General features: G+C 72.3%; 23 protein-coding genes, 2 tRNA genes and 1 pseudogene. 23 read left to right on the plus strand and 3 right to left on the minus strand.

The genetic code is table 11. The annotated features are described in order from the left end of the window. The first annotated feature begins 172 nt into the window (after positions 1–172). The 7 genes from ACIPYQ_RS01910 (at position 173) to ACIPYQ_RS01940 (ending at position 6,657) form a co-directional block, all read left to right on the plus strand. Positions 173–1,168 carry a glycosyltransferase family 2 protein gene (locus ACIPYQ_RS01910; protein ID WP_401245278.1) on the plus strand — a complete coding sequence of 332 codons (996 nt, stop codon included), beginning with the start codon at positions 173–175 and terminating at the stop codon, positions 1,166–1,168. Continuing rightward, complete coding sequence (locus ACIPYQ_RS01915; RefSeq protein WP_351592467.1) at positions 1,165–1,593, plus strand: GtrA family protein; 429 nt, start codon at positions 1,165–1,167, stop codon at positions 1,591–1,593. The genes ACIPYQ_RS01910 and ACIPYQ_RS01915 overlap by 4 nt, the downstream gene beginning before the upstream one ends. A 76-nt stretch (positions 1,594–1,669) precedes the next feature. After that, on the plus strand, positions 1,670–2,797 hold the full coding sequence (gene proB / locus ACIPYQ_RS01920; RefSeq protein WP_401245280.1) for a glutamate 5-kinase: 1,128 nt from the start codon (positions 1,670–1,672) through the stop codon (positions 2,795–2,797). Positions 2,798–2,831: 34 nt separating this feature from the next. Beyond that, positions 2,832–3,299, plus strand: a complete 468-nt coding sequence (locus ACIPYQ_RS01925) for a hypothetical protein (RefSeq protein ID WP_319720729.1) — start codon at positions 2,832–2,834, stop codon at positions 3,297–3,299. Positions 3,300–3,506: 207 nt separating this feature from the next. Continuing rightward, a complete protein-coding gene (locus tag ACIPYQ_RS01930; protein ID WP_401245282.1) occupies positions 3,507–4,790 on the plus strand; it encodes a glutamate-5-semialdehyde dehydrogenase in 1,284 nt (427 codons plus the stop codon). 77 nt (positions 4,791–4,867) lie between these two features. Further along, positions 4,868–5,428 carry a hypothetical protein gene (locus ACIPYQ_RS01935; RefSeq protein ID WP_361760145.1) on the plus strand — a complete coding sequence of 187 codons (561 nt, stop codon included), beginning with the start codon at positions 4,868–4,870 and terminating at the stop codon, positions 5,426–5,428. 68 nt (positions 5,429–5,496) lie between these two features. Next, positions 5,497–6,657, plus strand: coding sequence for a hypothetical protein (locus tag ACIPYQ_RS01940; RefSeq protein ID WP_401245285.1), 1,161 nt, complete (start codon positions 5,497–5,499; stop codon positions 6,655–6,657). Here the strand turns inward: ACIPYQ_RS01940 and ACIPYQ_RS01945 are convergent. Next, the gene (locus tag ACIPYQ_RS01945; RefSeq protein WP_401245287.1) at positions 6,641–7,723 is read right to left on the minus strand and encodes a M48 family metallopeptidase; all 1,083 of its coding nucleotides are present in this window, start codon (positions 7,721–7,723) and stop codon (positions 6,641–6,643) included. The genes ACIPYQ_RS01940 and ACIPYQ_RS01945 overlap by 17 nt on opposite strands. 140 nt (positions 7,724–7,863) lie before the next feature. On the opposite strand from ACIPYQ_RS01945, the gene ACIPYQ_RS01950 reads away from it, so the two are divergent. From ACIPYQ_RS01950 to ACIPYQ_RS02015, 14 genes and pseudogenes are all read left to right on the plus strand, one after another. Further along, the gene (locus ACIPYQ_RS01950) at positions 7,864–8,031 is read left to right on the plus strand and encodes a hypothetical protein (protein WP_184791954.1); all 168 of its coding nucleotides are present in this window, start codon (positions 7,864–7,866) and stop codon (positions 8,029–8,031) included. Positions 8,032–8,067: 36 nt separating this feature from the next. Next, positions 8,068–8,685 carry a nicotinate-nucleotide adenylyltransferase gene (nadD, locus tag ACIPYQ_RS01955; RefSeq protein WP_361760155.1) on the plus strand — a complete coding sequence of 206 codons (618 nt, stop codon included), beginning with the start codon at positions 8,068–8,070 and terminating at the stop codon, positions 8,683–8,685. A 24-nt stretch (positions 8,686–8,709) separates the two neighbouring features. Further along, entirely contained in the window at positions 8,710–10,395 is a 1,686-nt protein-coding gene (locus ACIPYQ_RS01960; protein ID WP_401245290.1) for an LCP family protein, read from the plus strand. A gap of 119 nt (positions 10,396–10,514) precedes the next feature. After that, positions 10,515–10,961, plus strand: a complete 447-nt coding sequence (rsfS, locus tag ACIPYQ_RS01965; protein ID WP_030008628.1) for a ribosome silencing factor — start codon at positions 10,515–10,517, stop codon at positions 10,959–10,961. Continuing rightward, positions 10,958–11,614 carry a histidine phosphatase family protein gene (locus ACIPYQ_RS01970; protein ID WP_361760175.1) on the plus strand — a complete coding sequence of 219 codons (657 nt, stop codon included), beginning with the start codon at positions 10,958–10,960 and terminating at the stop codon, positions 11,612–11,614. Before rsfS ends, ACIPYQ_RS01970 begins: the two co-directional genes overlap by 4 nt. Before the next feature lie 133 nt (positions 11,615–11,747). Next, positions 11,748–11,820, plus strand: a tRNA-Ala gene (locus ACIPYQ_RS01975). 144 nt (positions 11,821–11,964) lie between these two features. After that, on the plus strand, positions 11,965–12,198 hold the full coding sequence (locus ACIPYQ_RS01980) for a hypothetical protein (RefSeq protein ID WP_008738908.1): 234 nt from the start codon (positions 11,965–11,967) through the stop codon (positions 12,196–12,198). 131 nt (positions 12,199–12,329) lie between these two features. Then, positions 12,330–12,402: transfer RNA gene (locus ACIPYQ_RS01985), tRNA-Ala, on the plus strand. Positions 12,403–12,647: 245 nt separating this feature from the next. Further along, complete coding sequence (leuS, locus tag ACIPYQ_RS01990; protein WP_401245292.1) at positions 12,648–15,518, plus strand: leucine--tRNA ligase; 2,871 nt, start codon at positions 12,648–12,650, stop codon at positions 15,516–15,518. A 141-nt stretch (positions 15,519–15,659) separates the two neighbouring features. Further along, complete coding sequence (locus ACIPYQ_RS01995) at positions 15,660–16,409, plus strand: hypothetical protein (protein ID WP_401245294.1); 750 nt, start codon at positions 15,660–15,662, stop codon at positions 16,407–16,409. A gap of 160 nt (positions 16,410–16,569) precedes the next feature. Continuing rightward, positions 16,570–17,415 carry a DegV family protein gene (locus ACIPYQ_RS02000; protein WP_361768524.1) on the plus strand — a complete coding sequence of 282 codons (846 nt, stop codon included), beginning with the start codon at positions 16,570–16,572 and terminating at the stop codon, positions 17,413–17,415. Positions 17,416–17,513: 98 nt separating this feature from the next. Continuing rightward, positions 17,514–18,551, plus strand: coding sequence for a helix-hairpin-helix domain-containing protein (locus tag ACIPYQ_RS02005; protein WP_401245297.1), 1,038 nt, complete (start codon positions 17,514–17,516; stop codon positions 18,549–18,551). Next, positions 18,548–20,923: pseudogene (locus ACIPYQ_RS02010) on the plus strand (ComEC/Rec2 family competence protein); the annotation flags it as partial. The gene ACIPYQ_RS02005 and the pseudogene ACIPYQ_RS02010, both read left to right, overlap by 4 nt. 136 nt (positions 20,924–21,059) lie before the next feature. Next, positions 21,060–21,941, plus strand: coding sequence for a YceI family protein (locus ACIPYQ_RS02015; RefSeq protein ID WP_401245299.1), 882 nt, complete (start codon positions 21,060–21,062; stop codon positions 21,939–21,941). Positions 21,942–21,955: 14 nt separating this feature from the next. Here the strand turns inward: ACIPYQ_RS02015 and ACIPYQ_RS02020 are convergent, their stop codons facing one another. Beyond that, the gene (locus ACIPYQ_RS02020) at positions 21,956–22,216 is read right to left on the minus strand and encodes a hypothetical protein (protein ID WP_401245301.1); all 261 of its coding nucleotides are present in this window, start codon (positions 22,214–22,216) and stop codon (positions 21,956–21,958) included. A gap of 58 nt (positions 22,217–22,274) precedes the next feature. Here ACIPYQ_RS02020 and holA point away from each other — a divergent pair, with 58 nt between their 5' ends. Together holA and ACIPYQ_RS02030 are read left to right on the plus strand one after the other, a co-directional pair. Then, positions 22,275–23,267, plus strand: a complete 993-nt coding sequence (holA, locus tag ACIPYQ_RS02025; RefSeq protein ID WP_361768518.1) for a DNA polymerase III subunit delta — start codon at positions 22,275–22,277, stop codon at positions 23,265–23,267. A 185-nt stretch (positions 23,268–23,452) separates the two neighbouring features. Next, complete coding sequence (locus ACIPYQ_RS02030; protein WP_361768516.1) at positions 23,453–24,244, plus strand: N-acyl homoserine lactonase family protein; 792 nt, start codon at positions 23,453–23,455, stop codon at positions 24,242–24,244. 192 nt (positions 24,245–24,436) lie between these two features. On the opposite strand, the gene rpsT is transcribed toward ACIPYQ_RS02030, so the two are convergent. After that, positions 24,437–24,703 carry a 30S ribosomal protein S20 gene (gene rpsT / locus ACIPYQ_RS02035; protein ID WP_319720709.1) on the minus strand — a complete coding sequence of 89 codons (267 nt, stop codon included), beginning with the start codon at positions 24,701–24,703 and terminating at the stop codon, positions 24,437–24,439. Positions 24,704–24,868 lie beyond the last annotated feature (165 nt).

A 24,868-nucleotide genomic window follows, 5' to 3' on the forward strand; every position in this document is an offset into this window, starting at 1 on the left:
CGTTGCGTTTCGTTCAGCTCATTCCGCTTATCTCGTCAAAGCTACCGTGTACCGCTCTCGGCACCGGCAGGCCGACCGACGCTCCACCCTCGCCGTGCATACTTCTAAGGAAGAGGTGAGAGGCCGGTCCGGTCGCCGACAATCACCCGTTCGGACCCAGCAGGAAGTGTTCATGACGAAGCTGTCCGTAGTTGTCCCTTGCTACAACGAAGAGGCCGTCATCGACAGCTTCGACGCGGAGGTCCGCAAGGTCCTGGACACCCTCCCCGTCGCGTACGAGATCTGCTACGTCGACGACGGCAGCCGTGACGGCACCCTCGGCAAACTGCGGAAGATCGCCGCCGAGCACGGCGACCGGACTCGCTACGTCTCCTTCAGCCGCAACTTCGGCAAGGAGGCCGGCATGCTCGCCGGCCTGCGCGAGGCCACCGGCGACGCCGTCGTGATCATGGACGCCGACCTCCAGCACCCGCCGGAGCTCATCGCCCGCATGCTGGAGCTCTACCAGGAGGGCCACGACCAGATCATCGCCCGCCGCACGCGCGAGGGCGACAAGAAGCTCCGCTCCGCCCTCAGCAGCCTCTACTACCGAGGCGTCAACCGCTGGGTCGACGTGGAGCTCACCGACGGCGTCGGAGACTTCCGCATGCTGTCGCGCCCGGCCGTGGACGCCCTGCTGTCGCTCCCGGAGTACAACCGCTTCTCCAAGGGCCTCTTCTCCTGGATCGGCTTCGACACCGTCCACTTCGACTACCGCAACGCGCAGCGGGAGGCCGGCGAGACGAAGTGGAAGTTCGGATCCCTGCTGAACTACGGCATGGACGGCCTGATCTCCTTCAACAACCGGCCGCTGCGGATCGGGATCTGGTTCGGCGTGTCGCTGGTCGCCCTGACCGGCCTGTACGCGCTGTGGATCACGATCATGGCGATCACCAACGGCGTCGAGTCCCCGGGATACGTCACCCTCGTGGCGATCATCACGGGCCTGGGCGGCGTCCAGCTGATCATGCTCGGCCTCATCGGCGAGTACATCGGCCGCATCTACTACGAGACCAAGCGCCGCCCGCACTTCCTGGTGAAGGAGTCGCACGGCACGGAGCAGACCCCGCGCGACGGCCGGACCGCTCCGGCGGCGGAGCCCGCCATCGTGGAGCGCAGCGCCCGATGAGCCGCAGGGACCAGCTCGGCCAGATCTTCCGCTTCGCCCTCGTCGGTGGGGTCAACACCGGCACCTTCTTCGGCATCTACCTCCTGCTGCACCCGTGGATGCCGTACTTCGCGGCCTACTCCCTCGCCTTCGTGCTGGCGATGGTCGGCTCGTTCTTCATGAACACCTACTTCACCTACCGGACCCGGCCCACCTGGAAGAAGTTCTTCCTCTTCCCGCTGACGAACGTCACCAACTACGTGATCCAGTCGGCCGGCCTCTACGCCCTGGTGACCTGGGCCGGGATGGACACCCGGATCGCCCCGCTGGTCGCGGCGATCGTGGCCATCCCGTTCACCTTCCTGCTCTCCCGCAAGATCCTCGTCCCGGGCGCCGCACGGGCCCCCGAGCCGGAGCACGCGCACGACGGCCCGTCCAGGGTCTGAAACCCCCGAGCAGCCCTTCGGGACCACCCCGTAGATTGAGGTGGCAGGCATTTCGGCAAGGGGCAAGGGGACAGACGTGTCAGCGGCTAGGCAAGGTGTCGTGGACGCCCGCAGGATCGTGGTCAAGGTCGGTTCCTCCTCCCTGACCACCGCGGCCGGGGGACTCGACGCCGACCGGGTGGACGCGCTGGTCGACGTCCTGGCCAAGGTCCGCAGCGGCGGCGAGAAGGAGATCGTCCTCGTCTCCAGCGGAGCCATCGCCGCCGGACTCTCCCCGCTCGGCCTGCGCCGCCGCCCCAAGGACCTGGCCCGCCAGCAGGCCGCCGCCAGCGTCGGCCAGGGCCTGCTCGTCGCCCGCTACACCGCCTCCTTCGCCCGCTACGGCCTGCGCGTCGGCCAGGTGCTGCTCACCACCGACGACACCAGCCGCCGCGCGCACTACCGCAACGCGTACCGCACCCTCGACCAGCTGCTCGCCATGGGCGCCCTCCCGGTCGTCAACGAGAACGACACCGTCGCCACGGACGAGATCCGCTTCGGCGACAACGACCGGCTGGCCGCCCTCGTCGCCCACCTCGTCCGCGCCGACCTCCTCGTCCTCCTCTCCGACGTGGACGGCCTCTACGACGGCGACCCGTCCCTGCCCGGCACCACCCGCATCGACGAGGTCCACGGACCCGAGGACATCGCGCACGTCTCGATCGGCAGCGCCGGCAAGGCGGGCGTCGGCACCGGCGGCATGGTCACCAAGGTCGAGGCGGCCCGGATCGCGGCCGCCGCCGGGATCCCGGTCGTGCTGACCTCCGCGAGCCAGGCCGCCGACGCCCTCGCCGGGCGCGGGACCGGCACCCTCTTCCACGCCACCGGACGCCGCTCGGCGGACCGGCTGCTCTGGCTCCAGCACGCCTCGACCCCGCAGGGCCACCTGGTCCTGGACGACGGCGCGGTGCGCGCCGTCACCGAACGCGGCAGCTCGCTCCTCCCGGCCGGCATCGCCGCGGTCGAGGGCGACTTCGTCGCCGGCGACCCCGTGGAGCTGCGTGCGGCCGACGGCCGCGCGGTGGCCAGGGGCCTGGTCAACTTCGACGCCAAGGAGCTCCCGCAGCTCCTCGGCCGCTCCACTCGCGAGCTCGCACGGGAACTCGGACCCGCGTACGAGCGGGAGGTCGTCCACCGCGACGATCTGGTCCTGCTGCAGGGCTGAGGTTCGGCAAAAGCGCAACGCGGCGGGCCGGGGACTGGTCAACTGTGAGGGGCGGGCGGACACGCGCAGCGGAGACAGGAGGCGGCTGGTGAGACGAGCGCTGACCAGCGTCGGTCCGGGGGACGGTGACGGCGGCGGTGGCGGGGAGGAGCAGGATCACGCCTCGCGCCTGTGGCACGTGACCCTGAGCGTCTCCGGCAGGCCGGCCCCGCTGTCCGAGGTCCGGCGCGGGCTGGAGCAACTGGCCCACGACCACCCCTTCCTGCTGACCAGCCGGTACGCCGACGACCACGCGGAGATCCGCTACTGGGAAGAGGCCCGCGACCTCCACGACGCGGCGGCCGTCGCCCTGCGGCTGTGGGGCGAACACCGCTCCTCGGCGCAGCTCCCGCCCTGGGAGATCGTCGGCCTGGAGGTCATCGACCGCGCCACCTACCACCAACGAGTAGCCGAAGGCTACGGCCCACCCCCGGCCCACCCGGTGGGCGTGCACCCGTACTGACGCAGCCCGGCCTCTTCAGCCCCGCCGGCGTTTGAGGGGTGGGGGTCCCCCGGACGGAGTCTGGGGGAGGGTCTGGGGCGGAGCCCCAGGGTCTTTCAGCCCGTCCGGCGCTTGAGGACCGGGCCCGGGCACAGACGAGCCCGCGGCAGCGTCTCGCGGGGTGGAACCCCATCGAAGGGCCACCGGCGGGGGATTACCCTGGGCGGCATGACCTCGCTCGATGCCGCCACCGCCACCTCGCCCGTCATCGCCACCGCGCAAGCGGCCCGCACCGCGGCCGCCGCCATCGCGCCACTCCCGCGGTCCGCCAAGGACACGGCCCTGCTGGCGATCGCGGACGCGCTGGAGGCCCGTACGGCCGAGATCATCACCGCCAACGCCGTGGACACGGACAAGGCCCGCGCCGCCGGCACCAGCGAGACCGTCATCGACCGCCTCACCCTCACCCCCGACCGCGTCGCCGCCATCGCCTCCGACGTGCGTGACGTCGCCGCCCTCCCCGACCCCGTCGGCGAGGTCGTCCGCGGCTCCACCCTCCCCAACGGCATCGACCTCCGGCAGATCCGGGTCCCCCTCGGCGTCGTCGGGATCATCTACGAGGCGCGCCCCAACGTCACCGTCGACGCCGCCGCCCTCTGCCTCAAGTCCGGCAACGCCGTCCTCCTGCGCGGCAGCTCCTCCGCCTACGCCTCCAACACCGCGCTCGTCGCCATCCTCCGCGACGCCATCACCGAGGCGGGCCTCCCCGCCGACGCGATCCAGCTCGTCCCCGGCGAGTCCCGCGACTCCGTCCGCGAGCTGATGCGCGCCCGCGGCCTCGTCGACGTGCTGATCCCGCGCGGCGGCGCCTCCCTCATCAAGACCGTGGTCGAGGAGTCCACCGTCCCGGTCATCGAGACCGGTACCGGCAACTGCCACGTCTACGTCGACGCCCAGGCCGACCTGGACATGGCCGTGGACATCCTCGTCAACTCCAAGGCCCAGCGGCCCTCCGTCTGCAACTCCGCCGAGACCCTCCTCGTCCACCGGGACATCGCCGACGCCTTCCTGCCCCGCGCCCTCGACGCGCTCGCCGAGGCCGGCGTCACCGTGCACGGCGACGCCCGGGTCCTGGCCGCGGCCGAAGGCGGCAAGGTCACCGCCCTGCCCGCCACCGACGAGGACTGGGCCGCCGAGTACCTCTCCTACGACATCGCCGCGGGCGTCGTCGACTCCCTCGACGACGCCGTCGCCCACATCCGCCGCTGGACCTCCGGCCACACCGAGGCGATCGTCACCACCTCGCAGGCCGCAGCGCGCCGCTTCACCCAGCTGGTCGACTCGACCACGGTCGCCGTGAATGCATCCACTCGGTTCACGGACGGTGGCCAGTTCGGATTCGGTGCCGAGATCGGCATCTCCACCCAGAAACTGCACGCCCGGGGCCCGATGGGGCTTCCCGAGCTCACCTCCACGAAGTACATCGTCACCGGCGACGGTCACGTTCGGTAGTCGAAGCCTGGACGCGGTGTGGCCGGAATTCGGCGGACACCCTGCCCAAAGGCGTCCCCCCGGTCTAGGCTGGTCCCGTGCCGGACGACGTGGGGGGCAAGCCGTTCCCGGACGACGGGGAGCCCGACGACGACCGCGGAGGCGCGGATCAGGACTTCGCCTCCGTGGTGTTCGACGAGGCCTTCGTCCGGAACGCCGAGATCCATGAACCGAGTGCCGCCGAGCGCCAGCGGGCGGCGGACCGGGCACGCGCGGAGGCGGAAGCCGCCCGCGCCGTGGCCGGCGGCTGGACGGGCGACGACGACTACGACGGATACGCCTACGGCCACCCCGACGGCTACGAGGACGACGAACACGGCTGGGACGACCGCGGCCCCGGCTACCCCGACGGCACGTACGGCCCGTACGGGGCCTACGGCGGCAGCCTGCGCCCGTACCGCGGCCGGTCGCCCTGGCTGCGCCCGGTCGCCTGGGTGCTCGCCTTCGTGATGGGCCTCGGCATGGTCGCGCTCGCCTTCAGCGCCGTCTACCGCAGCGCCTCGGGCGAGGCGGACCCCGCCCCGGCGCCCGCCAGCACCCCCGGGCGCGAAGTCACCGGCGTCGGCGCGTTTACGTACCCCTCCGTCCGCCAACCCTGAAGGTACGACCCCACTCGCGTACGCCCGGGTAGGGGGCTTCTCTGAAGCGGGGACAGCGGGGAGAAGCGATGGCCGTTCCAGGAGATCCGCCCAACGGCACCCCTGAAGGCACGGGCGGCGCCGACGACGAGTTCCGGTCGGACGATTTCCGGTCGGACGAGTACCGATCGGTGGTGTTCGACGAGGACTTCGTCCGGGCTGCCCGGCTCCAGGAGTACTCGGCACAGGAACGCATGGGCGAACACGCCAGGGCCGTCCGCAGCCGCTCCATCTGGTCGGGCAGCGGCTCCGGACCCCGCACCGGCACCCCCGGCCGGGGCGCCCGGCAGGGCATGCTGCTCGTGCTGCTCATCGCCACGGCCTTCTCAGCCGCCGTCTACATGGGGCTGCGCAACCCCTACGTGCCCCCGCCCGACGGGCCCGCCCAGGCGCTCAGCAGCACCGTGGTCCCGCTCGCGCCGACCACCGCCGTGTCCGGCGGGCGGCCCGCCGACCTGTACGCGAAGAGCCCCGCCGCCGACTACCGCGTCGGGGCGGCCGGGATCACCCTGCCCGCCGTGCGCCGCACGCAGCACTTCACCGACGTCCAGATCGTCACCGCGCTGTCCGTTGCCAAGGACTACCTGGTGAATTCCTCGCTGGACCCCGACGTCCTGGCCGGATCCGCCAACCGGCCGGTGCGCGTTCTGCTCGACCCCGACCAGCTGGCGCAGTTCGACCACAGCATGACCTCGCCCGCCGGCGACGGCCGGCACGCGATCACCGGCTGGCTGGTCCGCTTCGACCCGGCCACCGCGGTCGTGGCCGACTCCCGGGTCCGGGTGAGCGGGACCCTCGCCTACGCGGAGGTCAACCCGGACGTGCTGGAGGTGATCACCGACCACACCTTCGTGTACGCCGTGCGGCCGGCCACCGGAGCCCCGGCCGCGGCCGACGGCGCCTCGCTCTTCACCGTCCGGCGGGAGCTGCGGCTGCGCTTCGACCGGGACGACCTGGGCGCCCGGCGCCTGGAGCTGGCCGCGGCGTACGTGATGGCCGGGCCGCAGGACTGCTCCAGCGACCCGGCCGGGGGCTTCCGTCCGCTGCTGGCCGGAGCCGGCCCGACCACCGTGGGCCCGCCCGCGAGCGACCCGTACGCCACCGGCGAGCCGCGGCGCGCGGCCGGGCTGTGCGGCGTACTGGCGCCCTCCGCGGCCCCCGGGGAGACTTCGGTCAGCCCTGCTCCGTAGCCCCGCCCTTGGCATCCGGCCCGGTGCCCGCGCCGGATCCGCTGCCGGCGCCGGTGAACTTGTCGCGGAGCTTGCCGCCCATGTCGGCCGCGCCGCCCGCGATGTCGCCGACCAGCTTGAACAGCGGGTCCTTGCTGGTGCGCACCGCGTCGGCGTAGTGCGCGGCCGACTCCCGGAAGGAGTCGGTCACCGAGGCGTCCTTGTCCTCCTCGCGGCGCGGGTAGTGGCCGTCCATGATCCGCTGGAAGTCCCGGCTCTCCGACCACTTCTTCAGTTCGGCCGCCCGGACCGTGGTGAAGGGGTGCGTGCGCGGCAGCATGTTGAGGATCTTCAGGACGGAATCGCGCAGGTCGCCGCCCTTCTCGTACTCGTCGGCCTGCTCCAGGAAGGCGTCCACGTTCATCTCGTGCAGGTGGTTGCCGCCCGCGAGCTTCATCAGCCCCCGCATCGAGGCCGTCACGTCCTGCCCCACCAGCAGGCCGGCCCGGTCCGCCGAGAGCTCCGACTTGCGGAACCACTCGCGCAGCGCGGTCACGAGCGCCGTGATCGCCACATTGCCCAGCGGGATCCACGCGACCTTCATCGCCAGGTTCGTCAGGAACAGCAGGATCGTGCGGTACACGGAGTGCCCCGACAGGGCGTGGCCCACCTCGTGGCCCACCACCGCCCGCATCTCCTCCTCGTCGAGCAGCTCGACGAGGCTCGTGGTCACCACGATGATCGGCTCGTCCAGCCCGATGCACATGGCATTGGGCTTCGGGTCCTGCTGCACGTACATCTGCGGGACCTTCTCCAGGTCCAGGATGTAACAGGCGTCGCGCAGCATCGCGTACAGGTGCGGGAACTGCGTCTCGCCCACCCGTACGGAATCCGACAGGAACAGCAGCCGAAGGCTCCGCTCCGGAAGCAGCCCGCTCAGGGCCTTGAACACGGTGTCGAACCCGGTCAGCTTGCGCAGCGCCACCAGCGCCGAGCGGTCCGCCGGATGCTCGTACGCCCGCGAGGAGATGCCGGGGAACCGCCTGCGGTCCCGCGCCGGTGCCTTCTCGAAACCCGTCTCCGTCATAGCGCCCTCCCCTGGAACGGCCTGCTTGGCCGTGCGTCTATCCTCTCCAACGCCTGAGTCGGCGTGAGCGTGCCCCAGGCCCCCGCATACGATGTGAGCGAAATCTCCGCCCGCTCCCCGACTCGATAGGTACCTGCCTGATGAGCCTCGCCTCCACCGCCCACAACCTGGTCGTCCTCGCCTCGGAGGGGGCCGAACAGCACGGCGGCAACCACGACAGCCTGAACCCGTACCTGACCGGCGGTGGCGCCTTCGTCATCCTGATGCTGATGCTCTGGGTCACCACGCGCCTGAACCGCGACCGCTAGACCGGCCGGTCCGCCGGGCCAGTAGGCTCTGCGCTCATGGGAGAGCAGGAGAGGCCTACCGGTCCGGTCAAGCGCCGGCTCGGCGTGATGGGCGGGACGTTCGACCCGATCCACCACGGACACCTGGTGGCCGCCAGCGAGGTGGCCGCCCTTTTCCACCTCGACGAGGTGGTGTTCGTGCCGACGGGCGAGCCGTGGCAGAAGTCGCACGGGGCCGTCTCGCCCGCCGAGGACCGCTACCTGATGACGGTCATCGCCACGGCTTCGAACCCCCAGTTCTCGGTCAGCCGCATCGACATCGACCGCGGCGGGCCGACGTACACGATCGACACCCTGCGGGACCTGAAGGCGCTGAACGACGACGCCGACCTGTTCTTCATCACGGGTGCCGACGCTCTCGCACAGATCCTGACCTGGCGGAACGCCGACGAGCTCTTCTCGCTCGCCCATTTCATCGGCGTCACCCGGCCGGGCCACGTCCTCACCGACGACGGGCTCCCCGAGGGCGGCGTCTCCCTGGTCGAGGTGCCCGCGCTGGCGATCTCGTCCACGGACTGCCGTGCGAGGGTGGCCCAGGGGGATCCCGTCTGGTATCTGGTGCCGGACGGCGTCGTGCGCTACATCGACAAGCGTGAGCTGTACCGGGGAGCCTGAGCTTCCGGAGAGAGGGGCCCCGCGGTGAACGACCGACAGGATCCGTACGACCCGTATGCCGCCCAGGAGCAGCAGCTCGTCGGCTACGACGCGTACGGGCGGCCGGTGTACGGCCAGGTGCCCGCGCAGCCCGCTCCGCCCGCGCCGCAGTACGAGCAGCAGTACGGCTACGACTACCAGGGCTACGGCCAGCAGCAGCCGCAGCAGTACTACGCGCCGCAGCCGGCCGCCCAGGAGTACGGCCAGCAGGACTACGCGCAGGCCCCCGGCTACGGCTACGACACGCAGCAGACCCAGCAGTGGATCCCGCAGCAGGCCGCCCCCCAGCAGGCCCCTGAGCAGCCCGCGCCGCAGCCGGCCGCCCCCGAGCCCCCGGCCCCGGCCGAGCGCCGGACCGCCCAGGTCCCCGAGCCGCGCCGGCCCGACGGCGAGCCCGAGGCGGGCCGGGACTACCGCACCGAGATGTTCTCCTTCATCGACCAGCCGGACGAGGACTCCGAGGACGTCATCGACTGGCTCAAGTTCACCGAGAGCCGGACCGAGCGCCGCGAGGAGGCCCGCCGCCGCGGCCGCAACCGGGTGGTGGCGCTGATCGTCGTCCTCGCCCTGTTCGTCGCCGGCGGCCTCGGCTACCTCTGGTACGCGGGCAAGCTGCCCTTCCTCGACGGCCCCGGCCAGGACAAGAGCGGCGCGACCGCCGCCGCCGGGGCGCAGAAGCGCGACATGATCGTCGTCCACCTGCACAACACCAAGAAGGGCGGCACCTCCTCGGTGCTGCTCGTCGACAACGTCACCACCAAGCAGGGCGCCACCGTCCTCCTCCCGAACGCCCTCGGCGTCACCAGCCAGGACGGTTCCGCGACGGCGCTCGGCAAGGCGGTCGAGGAGGGCGGCCTCGGCACCCGCGAGGCCCTCGACGCGGTGCTCGGCACCCAGATCGGCGGCACCTGGCGGCTGGACACCCCCTTCCTGGAGAACCTGGTCGAGCTGGTCGGCGGCATCGAGGTCGACACCGACACCGCGGTCCCGGCCGACGACGCGGCCAAGACCCCGGCCGTGGCCCAGGGCCAGAAGCAGAGCCTGAGCGGCCCCATGGCCGTCGCGTACGCCACGCACCGCGGCCAGGGCGAACCGGAGACCAAACAGCTGGAGCGCGTGGGCAAGGTGCTCCAGGCAGTCCTGCGCAAGGTCCCGAGCGACCCGAAGGCGGCGGCCGTGACGGTCGAGAGCATCGGCCAGATCCTCGACCCGGCCCTGAACGCGCAGACCCTCGGCGCCCTGCTGGCCCGCCTCGGCGAACACGCCAAGGTGGGCGCGTACCGCACCGACCTCCTCGCGGTGAAGGCGGACGGCACCCTCACGGACGAGGCCAACAAGAAGATCGTCAAGGAGGTGCTCGGCGGCTCCGTCGCCGCGGCGCAGCCCGGCGCCTCCCCGCGCGTCGGCCTCAAGGACGCCACCGGCGACGAGAAGACGCAGGTCGCGGCGAAGGCGGCGCTGTTGAACGGCGGCTACACCTTCGTGGACGGCGGCAAGGCCGACAAGACCGCGGTCGCTTCCCAGATCACGTACCAGGACGACGCGCAGCGGGACCGCGCGATCGAGGTCGCCAAGACGCTGGGGCTGCCCGAGACGGTCGTGAAGAAGGCCGAGAACGTGGTGAACGCGGAGGTCGTGGTGATCCTGGGCAAGGACTACAAGGCGTCCTGACCGGGCCCCGGCCCGGTCCCGGGAAGTGCTTTCGCCCGCGCGGGCCGTTCCGCGCGGGCGGCGTCGGCGGTACATGAGACCCTTGTAAGGATCTGCCCGCCAACCCGAAAGCATGGCCAGTGACCGCCACGGACCGCTCCATCGAGCTCATCACCGCCGCCGCCCAGGCCGCGGCCGACCGGCTCGCGCACGACATCATCGCGTACGACGTCAGCGACGTGCTGTCGATCACCGACGCCTTCCTGCTCGCCTCGGCGCCCAACGACCGCCAGGTCAAGTCGATCGTCGACGAGATCGAGGAGCGCCTGCTCAAGGAGCTCGGCGCCAAGCCGGTGCGCCGCGAGGGCGACCGCGACGCCCGCTGGATCCTGCTCGACTACGTCGACATCGTCGTCCACGTCCAGCACAGCGAGGAGCGGGTCTTCTACGCGCTGGAGCGCCTGTGGAAGGACTGCCCCGAGATCGAGCTCCCCGAGGACGCCAAGCTCACCATCGGCAAGGCCGAGGAGCACGCCAAGCTGCGCGAGGCGGCGGGCGACGACGAACTGGACGGTGATCTGTTCTGAGCACGAGCACCTCGGGCAAGTCCGGACGCAAGATCGTCCTCTGGCGGCACGGCCAGACGGCGTGGAACCTGGAGCGGCGCTTCCAGGGCTCCACGGACATCGAGCTGACCGAGGCGGGTGTGGCGCAGGCGCGCCGCTCCGCGCGGCTGCTCGCCTCGCTGAAGCCGGATGCCATCGTCGCCTCCGACCTGCAGCGCGCCTCCGCCACGGCGGCCGAACTGGCCTCCGTCACGGGGCTGCCCGTGCACCACGACGCGGCGCTGCGCGAGACGTACGCCGGCGAGTGGCAGGGCCTCACGCACGACGAGATCATCGAGAAGTACGGCGAGCAGTACGCGGCGTGGAAGCGCGGCGAACCGGTCCGCCGCGGCGGCGGTGAGCTGGAGACCGAGGTCGCCGACCGCGCCGCGCCGGTGGTCCTGGCGCACGCCGACCGGCTGCCGCAGGGCGGCACCCTGGTCGTGGTCAGCCACGGCGGCACCATCCGTACGACGATCGGGCGCCTGCTGGGCCTGAACGCGTACGACTGGGAGGGCCTGGGCGGGCTCTCCAACTGCTGCTGGTCCGTCCTCGGCGAGGGCGCGCGCGGCTGGCGCCTGTTGGAGCACAACGCCGGCACCCTGCCGGAACCGGTGCTCGGCGACGACGACTGAGCTGCTTCCCGCCGCTCCTTGCCGCTCCCTGCCGGGGCTGCCACCCGGATTTCACTTTCCGGCTGGTCACAGGCTAGAGTTCTTCTTGTTCGCAGCGCAGAACACCGGAGACGGGGGGAGCGCGGCGGAGAGCGGGGCTATAGCTCAGTTGGTAGAGCGCCTGCATGGCATGCAGGAGGTCAGGAGTTCAATTCTCCTTAGCTCCACAATCAGGATCCCGTCCCCAACAGGGGGCGGGATCCTTGTTTTTGTACCCTTTGCGTTTGCTGACCTGGCCCGCACCGGCATGGCAGAATCGGACCGCCGGAGGGGGGAGACGACGGCCCGACGCGGGAGGGAGTCGCTGACGGATGGGTGCACACCGGCGCCGGTGCGACTGGTGCAACAACGGCACGCCGATCGTGCGGGACATGGACCCGGTCAACCCCGACTACCAGTACTGGTGCGAGGAATGCGCGCGGGCGCTGATCATAAAGGGCGACCCGATCGAGACGTACCGTGAGCTGGAAGGGGAGCCGATCTACGGCCGGCTGCTCGACGAGCACTGCACGCTCAAGCGGTTCTATCAGTTCGCGAGAGCGTGACAAGTTGGATCAAATCGGACATGGCCCAGGGTCGGCGGAAACCGATTTTTGGACCAGGGCCATGACCGTGTAATGTTTGGGACGTCGCCAAGGGGAACCGGCAAGGGAAACCGAAGCGGCAAGCAGAACAAGGGGCTATAGCTCAGTTGGTAGAGCGCCTGCATGGCATGCAGGAGGTCAGGAGTTCAATTCTCCTTAGCTCCACAGTGAAGAAGCGGGCCACCCGGATCGGGTGGCCCGCTTCTCGTTGTGCGGTCGTCCGAGCGGCCGCCGCGGGTGCTGCGGTACCCTGACGCCATGCGTGCCGTACGCCTTCTGCTTACCGAGCCGCGCTGATCAGCGCCGACCTTCGAGAGGTCGGCATCGGCGCGGCGTCCCCTCCTGTGCGAGGGGTTTTTTCGTTTGGGCAGGCAGAGACGGCGAAGACGATCGATGGAGCTTCAGAAATCATGAGCGAGACGAACACCCCGGCCCCCGAGGCGGCCGAGGCGCACCGCTACACGGCTGCCATGGCCGCCGACATCGAGGCACGCTGGCAGGACGTATGGGACGCGCAGGGCACGTACGAGGCCCCGAACCCGACCGGTGACCTGGCCGGGGACGCCGACGTGGTCGCACGGCCCAAGAAGTTCATCATGGACATGTTCCCGTACCCGTCCGGTGCGGGACTGCACGTCGGTCACCCGCTCGGGTACATCGCCACCGACGTCTTCGCCCGCCACCAGCGGATGACCGGCCACAACGTCCTGCACACCCTGGGCTTCGACGCCTTCGGCCTGCCGGCCGAGCAGTACGCCGTGCAGACCGGCACGCACCCGCGGGTGTCGACCGAGGCGAACATCGAGAACATGAAGGTCCAGCTGCGCCGGCTGGGCCTGGGCCACGACAAGCGCCGCTCCTTCGCGACGATCGACCCGGACTACTACAAGTGGACCCAGTGGATCTTCCTGCAGATCTACAACTCCTGGTACGACGCCGACGCGGGCAAGGCCCGCCCGATCTCCGAGCTGGTCGCCGCCTTCGAGAGCGGCTCCCGTGAGGTCCCCGGCGGCCGCGCCTGGGCCGGGCTGACCGCGGGCGAGCGCGCCGACGTGCTGAACGGCTTCCGGCTGGCCTACGCCTCCGACGCGCCGGTGAACTGGTGCCCCGGGCTGGGCACCGTACTGGCCAACGAGGAGGTCACCGCGGACGGCCGGTCCGAGCGCGGCAACTTCCCCGTCTTCAAGTCGCGCCTGAGCCAGTGGAACATGCGGATCACCGCGTACGCCGACCGGCTGATCGACGACCTGGACGCGCTGGACTGGCCCGAGGCCATCAAGCTGCAGCAGCGCAACTGGATCGGCCGCAGCGAGGGCGCGCGCGTCGACTTCGCGCTGGGCGACGAGGCGATCACCGTCTTCACCACCCGCCCGGACACCCTGTTCGGCGCCACCTACATGGTGCTGGCGCCCGAGCACCCGCTGGTCGAGAAGTTCATCCCGGCCGCCTGGCCCGAGGGCACCCACGCGGTGTGGACCGGCGGATACGCCACCCCGGCCGAGGCCGTCGCCGCGTACCGCAAGCAGGCCGCGGCCAAGTCGGACGTCGAGCGGCAGGCCGAGGCCAAGGACAAGACCGGTGTCTTCACCGGCGAGTACGCGGTCAACCCGGTCAGCGGCCAGAAGGTCCCGGTCTTCATCGCCGACTACGTGCTGATGGGCTACGGCACCGGCGCGATCATGGCGGTCCCGGCGCACGACGCCCGCGACTTCGAGTTCGCGCGCGCCTTCGAGCTGCCCGTCCGCTGCGTGGTCGAGCCGACCGACGGCCGCGACATCGACCCGGCCGAGTGGGACGACGCCTTCGTCTCCTACGACGCCACGCTGGTCAACTCGACGGGCGAGGGCATCTCCCTGGACGGCCTGGGCGTCGTCGAGGCCAAGGCCGCCATCACCGACTGGCTGACCGAGCGCGGCATCGGCGAGGGGACCGTCAACTTCCGCCTGCGCGACTGGCTGTTCAGCCGGCAGCGCTACTGGGGCGAGCCCTTCCCGATCGTCTACGACGAGGACGGCGTCGCGCACCCGCTGCCCGAGTCGATGCTGCCGCTGGAGCTGCCGGAGGTCGAGGACTACTCGCCTCGTACCTTCGCGCCGGACGACGCGGCCTCCAAGCCGGAGACCCCGCTGTCGCGCAACGGGGAATGGGTCAACGTCGAGCTGGACCTGGGCGACGGCCGTGGTGTCCGCTCCTTCCGGCGCGAGACCAACACCATGCCGAACTGGGCCGGTTCCTGCTGGTACGAGCTGCGCTACCTGGACCCGAACAACGCGTCGGCCCTGGTGGACCCGGAGATCGAGCAGTACTGGATGGGCCCGCGTGAGGGCGCGCCGCACGGCGGTGTCGACCTGTACGTGGGCGGCGCCGAGCACGCCGTGCTGCACCTGCTGTACGCGCGCTTCTGGTCCAAGGTGCTGTTCGACCTGGGTCACGTCTCCTCGGCCGAGCCGTTCCACAAGCTGTTCAACCAGGGCATGATCCAGGCCTACGCGTACACCGACGAGCGCGGCGTCTACGTCCCGGCGGCCGAGGTCGAGGAGCGCGACGGCGGCTACTTCCACCAGGGCCGGCCGGTCAAGCGTGAGCACGGCAAGATGGGCAAGTCCCTGAAGAACGCCGTCACGCCCGACGAGATCTGCGAGGAGTACGGCGCGGACACCCTGCGCCTGTACGAGATGGCGATGGGCCCGCTGGACGTCTCGCGTCCGTGGGACACGCGCGCCGTGGTCGGCCAGTACCGCCTGCTGCAGCGCCTGTGGCGCAACATCGTCGACGAGGAGACCGGCCGGGTCACCGTCGTGGACGGGGAGCCGGCCGAGGACACCCTGCGCGCGCTGCACAAGGCGATCGACGGGGCCGGCGCGGACATGGCGGGGCTGCGCTTCAACACCGCCATCGCGAAGATCACCGAGCTGAACAACGCCCTGACGAAGGCGGGCCGCCCGCTGGAGCGCTCGGTCGCCGAGCGGCTGGTGCTGCTGATCGCCCCGCTGGCCCCGCACATCGCCGAGGAGCTGTGGAGCCGCCTGGGCCACGGTGAGTCGGTGGTCCACCAGGACTTCCCGGTCGCGGACCCGGCGTACGTCGTGGACGAGACCGTGACGTGCGTGGTGCAGGTCAAGGGCAAGGTCAAGGCGCGGCTGGAGGTGTCGCCGGGGATCTCGGACGCGGAGCTGGAGCAGCTGGCCGTGACCGACGAGGGCGTCGTGGCGGCGCTGGGCGGCGCGGAGATCCGCAAGGTGATCGTGCGTGCTCCGAAGCTGGTGAACATCGTCATCTGACCGCGGTCGGACGGCTGACCCCTACATCGGGGAGATCCCGTACGGGCAGGTTGGGGGTTCGAATGGAACCCCCAGCCTGCCTGTGGCGTTTACGGTTGAGGTGACGGCAGTAAGCCGGCGGGGACTGGGGAAGGGACACTCATGGAGGCCGCGTTGATCATCTTCGCGCTGATGGTGCTTTTCGCCTTCCTGGGCTTGGGCGCGTACGCGACCGTCAAGGTGGTGCAGGCGACCAAGCGCGGAGTGGACCGGACGATCACCCAGGCGCGACGGACGGTGGAGGACACCACCCTGCGGGCCAAGAGCTTCGGCCAGGTCGGGGTCACGGGTGCGCTGGCGCAGCTGCGGCTGGACCTGCGGACGTCGATGCGGTCCACGCAGCAGGCGCTGCACGAGGGGGTCCGGCTCGACGCCTCGCTGCGGGAGTCGATCGCCCTGTTCGAGCGGCTGAGCGCGCACGGGCACGAGCTGGACGACGAGCTGAAGCGGCTGGAGCAGGATCCGGACCGCGCGCGGATCGCGGAGCGCATGCCCGACCTGCGGGAGCGCACGGCCAAGATCACACAGGCCGCGGACTCGCTGCGCTGGGCCGCGCGGGACCGTGCCAGCCGTTTCGCGCAGGACGACATGTCCGACCTGTCGGCCCAGATCGAGATGGAGTCCGGCGCCCTGCGGGACTGGTCTCGGGAGTCGGTGGACCACTTGGCGGCGGCGGCCGCGGAGTGGGACGCGGCGCAGCCGGTGCACCCGGCGCAGCCAGCACAGGACCCGCAGCAGGGACAGCAGCAGGCAGCGCCACGTGAGCAGCCTCAGAAGGCGGCACTGAACCCGGCCGCTCCGGCGCCCGAATACCCCTGGCAGAAGACCCGCCGACCGGAAAGCACGACCTGACGATCCGGCCTCGCCGGCGTTTGAGGCGCGGGGTCCCGGGGCGGAGCCCCGGTTTTCGGGGAGGGGTGGGGGCTGGGGAGCGGCCCCGCACGGCCCGCCGCAGGCGCCGGCGAGGGGCCCAGGCTGCCGTCACACCCCCACTGGCGGTAACCTCCGCCTCATGTCCCGCCATGTCGCCATCGTCACCGATTCCACGGCCTACCTGCCCCAACCGGCCATGGCGCGGCACGGAATCACCTCCGTCCCGCTGACCGTGGTCCTGGGCGGCGAGGCGCTCGAGGAGGGCACCGAGATCTCGGCGCGCAGCCTGGCCGTGGCCCTGCAGAAGCGCAGGTCGGTGACCACCTCGCGGCCCAGCCCGGAGGAGTTCGTCCGCGCCTACCGGGCGGCCGCGGACGCCGGGGCCACCGGCATCGTCAGCCTGCACCTGTCCGCCGAGCTGTCCGGCACCTACGACGCCGCGGCGCTCGCGGCGAAGACCGCACCCGTACCGGTGCGCGTCGTGGACACCGGCATGATCGCGATGGCCCTCGGCTTCTGTGCGCTGGCCGCCGCCGAGGTGGCCGACGCGGGCGGTTCCGTGGACGAGGCCGTGGCGGCCGCAGAGAAGCGGGCGGCGGACATGTCCGCGTACTTCTACGTCGACACCCTCGACTACCTGCGCCGCGGCGGCCGGATCGGGGCCGCGCAGGCCCTCCTCGGCTCGGCGCTGGCGGTGAAGCCCCTGCTGACGCTGGAGGGCGGGCGGATCGAGCCGCTGGAGAAGGTGCGTACGGCCTCCAAGGCCATCGCCCGCCTGGAGGAGCTGGCCGTCGAGCGGGCCGGGTCCGCGGCCGTCGACGTGGCCGTGCACCACCTGGCGGCACCGGAGCGGGCCGAGAAGCTCGCCCAGCGGCTCCGTGAGCGCATCCCCGGACTGGTCGAGCTGCACGTCAGCGAGGTCGGTGCGGTGATCGGCGCGCACACCGGGCCGGGGCTGCTGGCGGCGGTCGTCTCCCCTCGCTGATCACCGGAACGAGTGGCCCGGTTATCCACAACGGGCCGGTCATCCACCGGAATTGAAGGCTCCGAACGGGGGTCGGGGTGGGCCCCTACCGTCGTGGCATGACTCTTCGAACGCGTACTTCGCATCCGTCGGGCGGCGCCACCAGTGGCCCGGGCCGCTCCCGTCTCTCCGACAGCCGTCTCTCCGACAGCCGTCTCTCCGACAGCCGTCTCTCCGACGGCCGGCTCTCCGACCGTCGTTTCCCGGGTGGTCGTCTCCGCCACCGCCGTGGCCGCGGCGGGCGCCCGGGTCTGCGGGTTCCCCCTGCGGAGCCCGGCGCGGTGCGCCGGCGGGCCGAAGCCCTGCTCGGTGGCAGCGGTCCGCCGCCGGCACCGCCGCCAGCCGGGGCGGATCCCGGGACCCTGCCCGACGAGGCCGCGGCCGGGCCCGGGGCGGCTGGGCTGTCCTCCGGGGCCGCGCGGAGGCTGGCCGTGCGGGAGCGGCTGCCGCTGTGGCTGCAGGCCCGGTGCGGGGTGCAGCCGCGCACGGTGGCCGCCGTCGCGGTGGTGCTGGCCGCCGCCGTCGGCTTCGCCGGGCATCAGTACATGGCGGCCCGGCCGCGGCCGGTGACCGTCCCCGCGCTGGTCACCCCGGGCGCGGTCCCGGCGGCGGCCACGGCACCGGCTGCCGCGCCGGCCGCGGGTGGTGGCGGGGGCGCCGGTGGCGGCGCGCGGATCGTCGTCGACGTCAGCGGCAAGGTCCGGGATCCCGGAGTGCGCCGGCTGCCCGCCGGCTCGCGGGTGGAGGACGCGCTGGCCGCCGCCGGGGGAGTGCGCCCGGGCACCGACACCACCGGACTGAACCGGGCCCGGGTGCTGGTGGACGGCGAGCAGGTACTGGTGGGTGCTCCGGCGCAGCCTGCGCCGGGCGGGGCCGCCGCCGGTCCGGGCCCGGGACCTGGGCCTGGGCCGCTCAGTCTGGGTTCGGCCACGGTCGCGCAGCTGGACGGTCTGCCGGGGGTCGGGCCGGTCCTGGCCCAGCACATCGTCGACTTCCGCACCGCCCGCGGCGGCTTCCGGTCCGTGGAGGAGCTCCGCCAGGTGGATGGCATCGGCGAACGGCGCTTCGCCGACCTGCGGACGCGGGTGCGGCCGTGAACCGCTCCGAAGGGCCGCCGGGCCCGGTGGATCTGCGCCTGGCGGTGCCGGCCGTGGCCGCCTGGGCGGCGGCGGCCCTCGCCCTGGACGCGCCCGCCGGCCGTACCGCCCTCGGCGTGGGGCTGGGGGTGCTCTGCGCGGGACTGCTGGTCCTGGCCGGGTGCCGGCGCCCGGGCCCGCGGTGGCAGGTCGCCCCGGCCGTGGCGGCGGCCCTGCTGTGTGCGGCGGCCGGGGCCGGGGTGGCGGGGCTCCAGCGGGCCGAGGCGCGGGCCGGGCCGGTCACAGGGCTCGCCCGGGAACATGCCCGGGTCCTCGCCGAGCTCACCGTCGGCTCCGATCCGAGGACCGCCCGCGGTGGGAGCGGGCCGCCCGTGGTGGTGCTGGACGCGGTGGTGACCCGGGTGACCGGGCCCGACGGGACGAGCACCCGGGTCGAGACCCCGGTGCGGGTGTTGGCCGGGCACGCGGGATGGGCCCGGCTGCAGCCGTCGACCCGGGTGGCGGTGGTCGCCCGGCTGTCCCCGAATCGGGACGGGGAGCGGGCCGTGGCGCTGCTCCGTCCGGCCGCTGACACCCCGCCCCGGGTGACCTGTGGTCCGGACGCCGCGCAGCGGCTCGCGGGGCGGCTGAGGGCCGGGCTGCGCGAGGCCACCGAGGGGCTCGCGCCGGACGCCAGGGCCCTGCTGCCGGGGCTGGTGGTCGGGGACACGTCCAGGGTGCCGCCCGATCTGTACGAGGCCTTCCGCGCCACCGACCTGCTGCACCTGCTGGCCGTCTCCGGGTCCAACCTGACCGTGGTGCTCTTCCTGCTCATCGGCCCCCCGGCCCGCGCGCAGCAGGCCGAGCGGCGCGGGCTGGCACCCCGGCTCGGGCTCTCGCTGCGGGTGACCGCCCTGTGCGGGGCGGCCCTGACGCTGGGGTTCGTGGTGGTGTGCCGGCCGGAGCCCAGCGTGCTGCGGGCCGCGGCCTGCGGGGCGGTCACCCTGCTGGCCATCGCCACCGGGCGGCGCAGGTCCCTGATCCCGGCCTTGGGCGCGGCCGTCCTGCTGCTGGTGCTCTACGACCCGTGGCTGGCCCGCAGCTACGGCTTCCTGCTCTCCGTGCTGGCCACCGGGGCGCTGCTCACCCTCGCTCCCCGGTGGAGCGAAGCCCTGCGGCGGCGCGGGATGGGCCCCCGGCTCGCCGACGCCCTCGGGGCCGCCGGGGCCGCCCAGGCGGTGTGCGCGCCGGTCGTGGCCGTGCTCGCGGCCCGGGTCAGCCTGGTGGCGGTGCCGTGCAACCTGCTGGCCGAGCTCGCGGCGGGTCCGGCGACGGTTCTCGGCTTCGCCTCGCTCGCCGCGGCCCCGCTGTGGATGCCCGCCGCTCAGGCGCTCGCCTGGTGCGCGGGGGTGCCGGCCGGGTGGATCGCGGCCGTGGCCCGGACCGGGGCGCGGGTGCCGGGGGCGGAGCTGCCCTGGCCGGGCGGGCTCACCGGTGGCCTGCTGCTGGCCGCGGCCACCGTGGCCGTCGTGGCCGTGGGTGCCAGGATCGGGCGGCGGCGGTGGCTCTGCTCCGCGCTGGCGGTGCTGCTGCTCCTCGCCGTGCTGCGGCCGCCGCAGCTCACCCGTACGGTCACCGGCTGGCCCCCGCCCGACTGGAGCTACGTCCAGTGCGCGGTGGGGCAGGGGGACGCCGCCGTCCTCGCGGTCGGCCCGGGCGAGGCCCTGGTGGTGGACGCCGGACCGGAGCCCGGCCCCGTGGACCGCTGCCTGCGCGCGCTGGGTGTGCACCGGGTGCCGATGCTGCTGCTGACGCACTTTCACGCCGACCACGTCGGAGGGCTGGCCGGGGTGCTGCGCGGCCGGTCCGTGGGTGTGATCCAGGCCACCACCCTGGAAGAGCCATCGGCGCAGGCCGAGTTCGTCCGCCGGACGGCCGCGGCCGCGGATGTTCCCGTCGTGCGGGCGGCGCAGGGGGAGAGGCGAAGGGCCGGCCCGCTGGAGTGGCAGGTGCTCTGGCCCCCGGTGGCCGGACCGCCGCCCGAGGGGCCCAACGACGCGAGCGTCGCCCTGCTGGTACGCGCCGCCGGTCTGACCCTGCTCCTGCTCGGTGACCTCGAACCACCCGCACAGCAGGCACTTCTGAGGGAGCATCCGCAGTTGGGTCCGGTGGACGTCCTCAAGGTCGCCCACCACGGCTCCGCGCACCAGGATCCCGAGCTGACCGCCCGGGTGCGGCCGCGGCTCGCGATTGTTCCCGTCGGCACAAAAAACCGCTACGGGCACCCTGCGCCCGGTACGCTCGCACGCCTGCGGGCGGTGGGGGCGACGGTGCTGCGCACCGACACCGACGGCTCGATCGCCGTCAGTGGAACCGGAGTTCGGATGCGTGCGTTTCCGGCCGGCCGGCGCCGGATCCGGTGCGGGCATACCGGGCGCGACCGCTCTGTTTGCCCACAACCCGACAGCATGATCGAATGCGTTTTCGCCAGAACGGTCCAAGTCCACACAGCACGGGGGTGCATCAGCCATGTTCGGTCGCAGACGGGGGATGGAGCCAGCCGGAAGTTCCAGCCCGCACACATCCGCGACACTGACGCTCCCGCCGACGGCGCGACTTCTCAGCTGCCGGGTCCTCGACACCGTCCACCAGCCGATCAGGCAGGCCGCGTTCGAGGTGACCGACCCGATCGGGCGCCGGATCGTCAGCGGGGAGACCGACCCTTACGGCGGTTTCACCGCGGCCGTGCCGGAGGGGGAGTACCGGCTCTCCGTCACCGCCGAGGGGTACACGCCGTTCCACGGGGCGACGCTCGTGGGGGACCCGGCGCAGCCGGGCACGGGGGAGATCGTCCTCGACGCGGTGGAGCCTCCGCTGCTGCCGCAGCCCGGTCACTGGGAGCTCGACCCGACGCACTCCTCCATCGCCTTCACGGCCCGGCACATCGGGATGGCCCGGATCCGGGGCCGGTTCAACACGTTCGCCGGGGCGGTGAGGATCGCCGAGCGCATGGAGGACTCCTCCATGCACGTGATCATCGATGCGGCGAGCATCGACACGGGGGTGCGGCTGCGCGACGACCACCTGCGGTCGGGGGACTTCCTGGACGCCGTCCGGTACCCCACGGTGGAGTTCTACAGCGAACGGTTCATCCACCGCAGTGGCAGCCGCTGGGCCGTGGCCGGCGCCCTGACCCTCCACGGGGTCAGCCGCTCCGTCACCCTGGACACGCAGTACCTGGGTCTCGGCACCGGCCTGGAGGGCGAGCCGCGGGCGGCCTGCCGGGCCACCACCGAACTGAACCGCGAGGACTTCACCTTGAACTGGCAGTCGGTGCTGGCGCACGGCATCGCGGCGATCGGTACGAGCGTGGACGTGACGCTGGACGTCCAGATCGTGCACAAGGCCTGATCCCGGACGCTCCCCTACGGGGCTTCCAGCCAGCCTTCGTACTCGGCGGCGAGGCCGTCCAGCGAGGTGGCGTCGAGCCGTTCCTGCGGGTCCTCCACGACCACCAGCCACTGGGCGTCCTCGGCGTCGTCCTCGCCGGCCAGCGCGTCGCGGACCAACTGCGGTTCCTCCGGGAGGCCGAAGCGGTCCACGGCCTCCTGCGCCACCTCCTCGGCGGCGTCGCGGTCGGGCAGGACGAGTACATGTCGCACGTTCACGCGACCATTCTCGAGCATCCGGTGAGGGGGCCCGCGGCGCGGGGGGTTGTCAGTGCGGCATGGGATGCTGGAGGCGATGGCCACCAGGAAGAACCCCACCGACGATCCGCTCGCCCCGCTCACCCTCGCGGTGGGGCAGGAGGAGCTGCTGCTCGACCGTGCCGTGCGGGAGGTGGTGGCGGCCGCCCGCGCCGCCGATGCCGACACGGACGTCCGCGACCTCGCCTCCGAGCAGCTCCAGCCCGGCACGCTGGCCGAGCTGACGAGCCCCTCGCTCTTCTCCGAGCGCAAGGTGCTGGTCGTGCGCAATGCGCAGGACCTGTCCGCGGACTCGGTCAAGGAGGTCAAGGCCTACCTCGACGCGCCCTACGAGGAGATCATCCTCGTCCTCCTCCACGCGGGCGGCGCCAAGGGCAAGGGACTGTTGGACGCGGCGCGGAAGGCCGGCGCGCGGGAGATCGCCTGCCCGAAGATGACGAAGGCCGCCGACCGGCTCTCGTTCGTACGGGGCGAGTTCCGCACGTTGGGCCGGGCGGCGACCCCGGAGGCCTGCCAGACCATGGTCGACGCGATCGGCAGCGACCTGCGGGAGCTGGCGAGTGCGGCGGCGCAGCTGTGCGCGGACGTCGAGGGCACCATCGACGAGGCCGTGGTCGGCCGCTACTACACGGGCCGGGCCGAGGCCTCCAGCTTCACGGTCGCCGACCGGGCGGTCGAGGGACGTGCGGCCGAGGCCCTGGAGGCCCTGCGCTGGTCCCTGTCCACCGGGGTGGCGCCGGTCCTGATCACCAGCGCGCTGGCCCAGGCGGTGCGCGCCATCGGCAAGCTGGCCTCCGCCCCGCGCGGGGCCCGCCCCGGCGACCTCGCCCGGGACCTGGGCATGCCGCCGTGGAAGATCGACCGGGTCCGCCAGCAGATGCGGGGCTGGTCGGCGGACGGGGTCGCGGACGCGCTGCGCGCCGTGGCCGCCGCCGACGCGGGGGTCAAGGGCGGCAGCGACGACCCCGAGTACGCCCTCGAGAAGGCGGTCGTGGCGGTGGCCCGCGCGGCCCGCCCGCAGCGCCGCTAGGCAGGTCGTCTCCCCCACCGGATGCTGCCGGGCCCACGGATCGGCCCGCCGGCCGGCCCGCCCGCTGCCGGCCGTCGGCGCGTGGGTCCGTCGCGCCAGGGTTAGCCTGGACACGGGGAATCCGCCGGTCAGGCCGCCTCCACCAGCGGACGGAAGCGGCGTCCGGCGGGCGGTAGGGAGGTGCCGTGGCCGGCAGACTACGGGTGACGACGGTGAACGCCGGGCCCTTCTCCATGCCGAAGAGCGGCCTCCTGTACGGGGCCTCCGGCATGGTCACCGTGCCCTCGACCGTGGCCGTCATCGAGCACGCCACTCACGGGCTGGTCCTCTTCGACACGGGGATCAACCACCGCGTGGCGGATCCCGAGGCCGCCGAGGCCCACTGGGGTCCGGGGCTGCGAGCGGCGTACGGGGCCGAGGGGTTCACCCGGGCGCACGCCGTCGACGCGCAGCTGGAGCGCCTCGGCTACCGGCTCGGCGACGTCAGGTACGTCCTCTACTCCCACCTGCACCTCGACCACGCCGGAGGGATGACCTACTTCCCGCACGCCGTGCACGTGGTCCAGCACGAGGAGCTGCGTCACGCCTGGTGGCCGGACCGCTGGACCGCCCGGGGCTACGCGTTCAACGACTACGCGAGCAGCCGGGACTACGAGTTCCTGGAGCTCCGGGGCGACATGGACCTGTTCCACGACGGCACGCTCACCCTCCTGCACACCGCCGGTCACACGCCCGGTCACCAGGGCGTCGTCCTGGACCTCGACAACTACGGACGGATCGGCCTCATGGGCGACGCCGCGCACCTGCAGGAGGGCCTGGACCGGAACGTGCCCATGCCCAGCGACTGGAACATCGAGGAGAAGCTGCTCAGCCACGGCCGGCTGCGCGCGCTGTCCCGGGCCGGCATCCCGGTGTTCCTCTCCCACGACCCCGGCCATTTCGCGGCCCTGCCGCACGACGGCGAGTTCTGGGACTAGCGGGGAACCGCCCGGGGGCAACGCGAAGGCCCCGGTCGCCACCCTGGGGAAGGGTGGAGGCCGGGGCCTTCGGTCACTGCATTGGTGCGCCGCACCCGCGTGGCGAACGCAGGCCGCGTGCGGCGCGGTGTGCCGGTGAAGGAGCGGAAGAGAGGGCCCGCTGGGTCCTTACCGGCGATTCACATCGAGAGCTCAGCCCTGGAGGGAGGCAACCTTGATCGCCAGCGCCGACTTCTTGTTGGCGGCGGCGTTCTTGTGGATGACACCCTTCGAGACAGCCTTGTCGAGCGCACGCGCGGCGGCGCGAGAAGCCACGGTGGCCTTCTCGACGTCACCGGCGACGACGGCCTCGCGGGCCTTGCGGATCGCGGTCTTGAGCGAGGACTTGACGGCCTTGTTGCGCAGGCGCGCCTTCTCGTTCGTCTTGTTCCGCTTGATCTGGGACTTGATGTTCGCCACGAAAGAGCCTTTTCAGGTTCAGAGTTTTGTTCTTCGGATTGCGCCTCGACAGCTGAGAGGGCATACGAGACACAGCTGCCCAGGCTACCAGGCACGCTCCTGGCGGCCCAAACCGAGCGCACTGCCCCGTCCATGGGACGATGGGAGGACTCAGACTTCGTTCCG

The organism is Streptomyces sp. NPDC090045, from assembly GCF_044747975.1.
GTDB lineage: Bacteria > Actinomycetota > Actinomycetes > Streptomycetales > Streptomycetaceae > Streptomyces.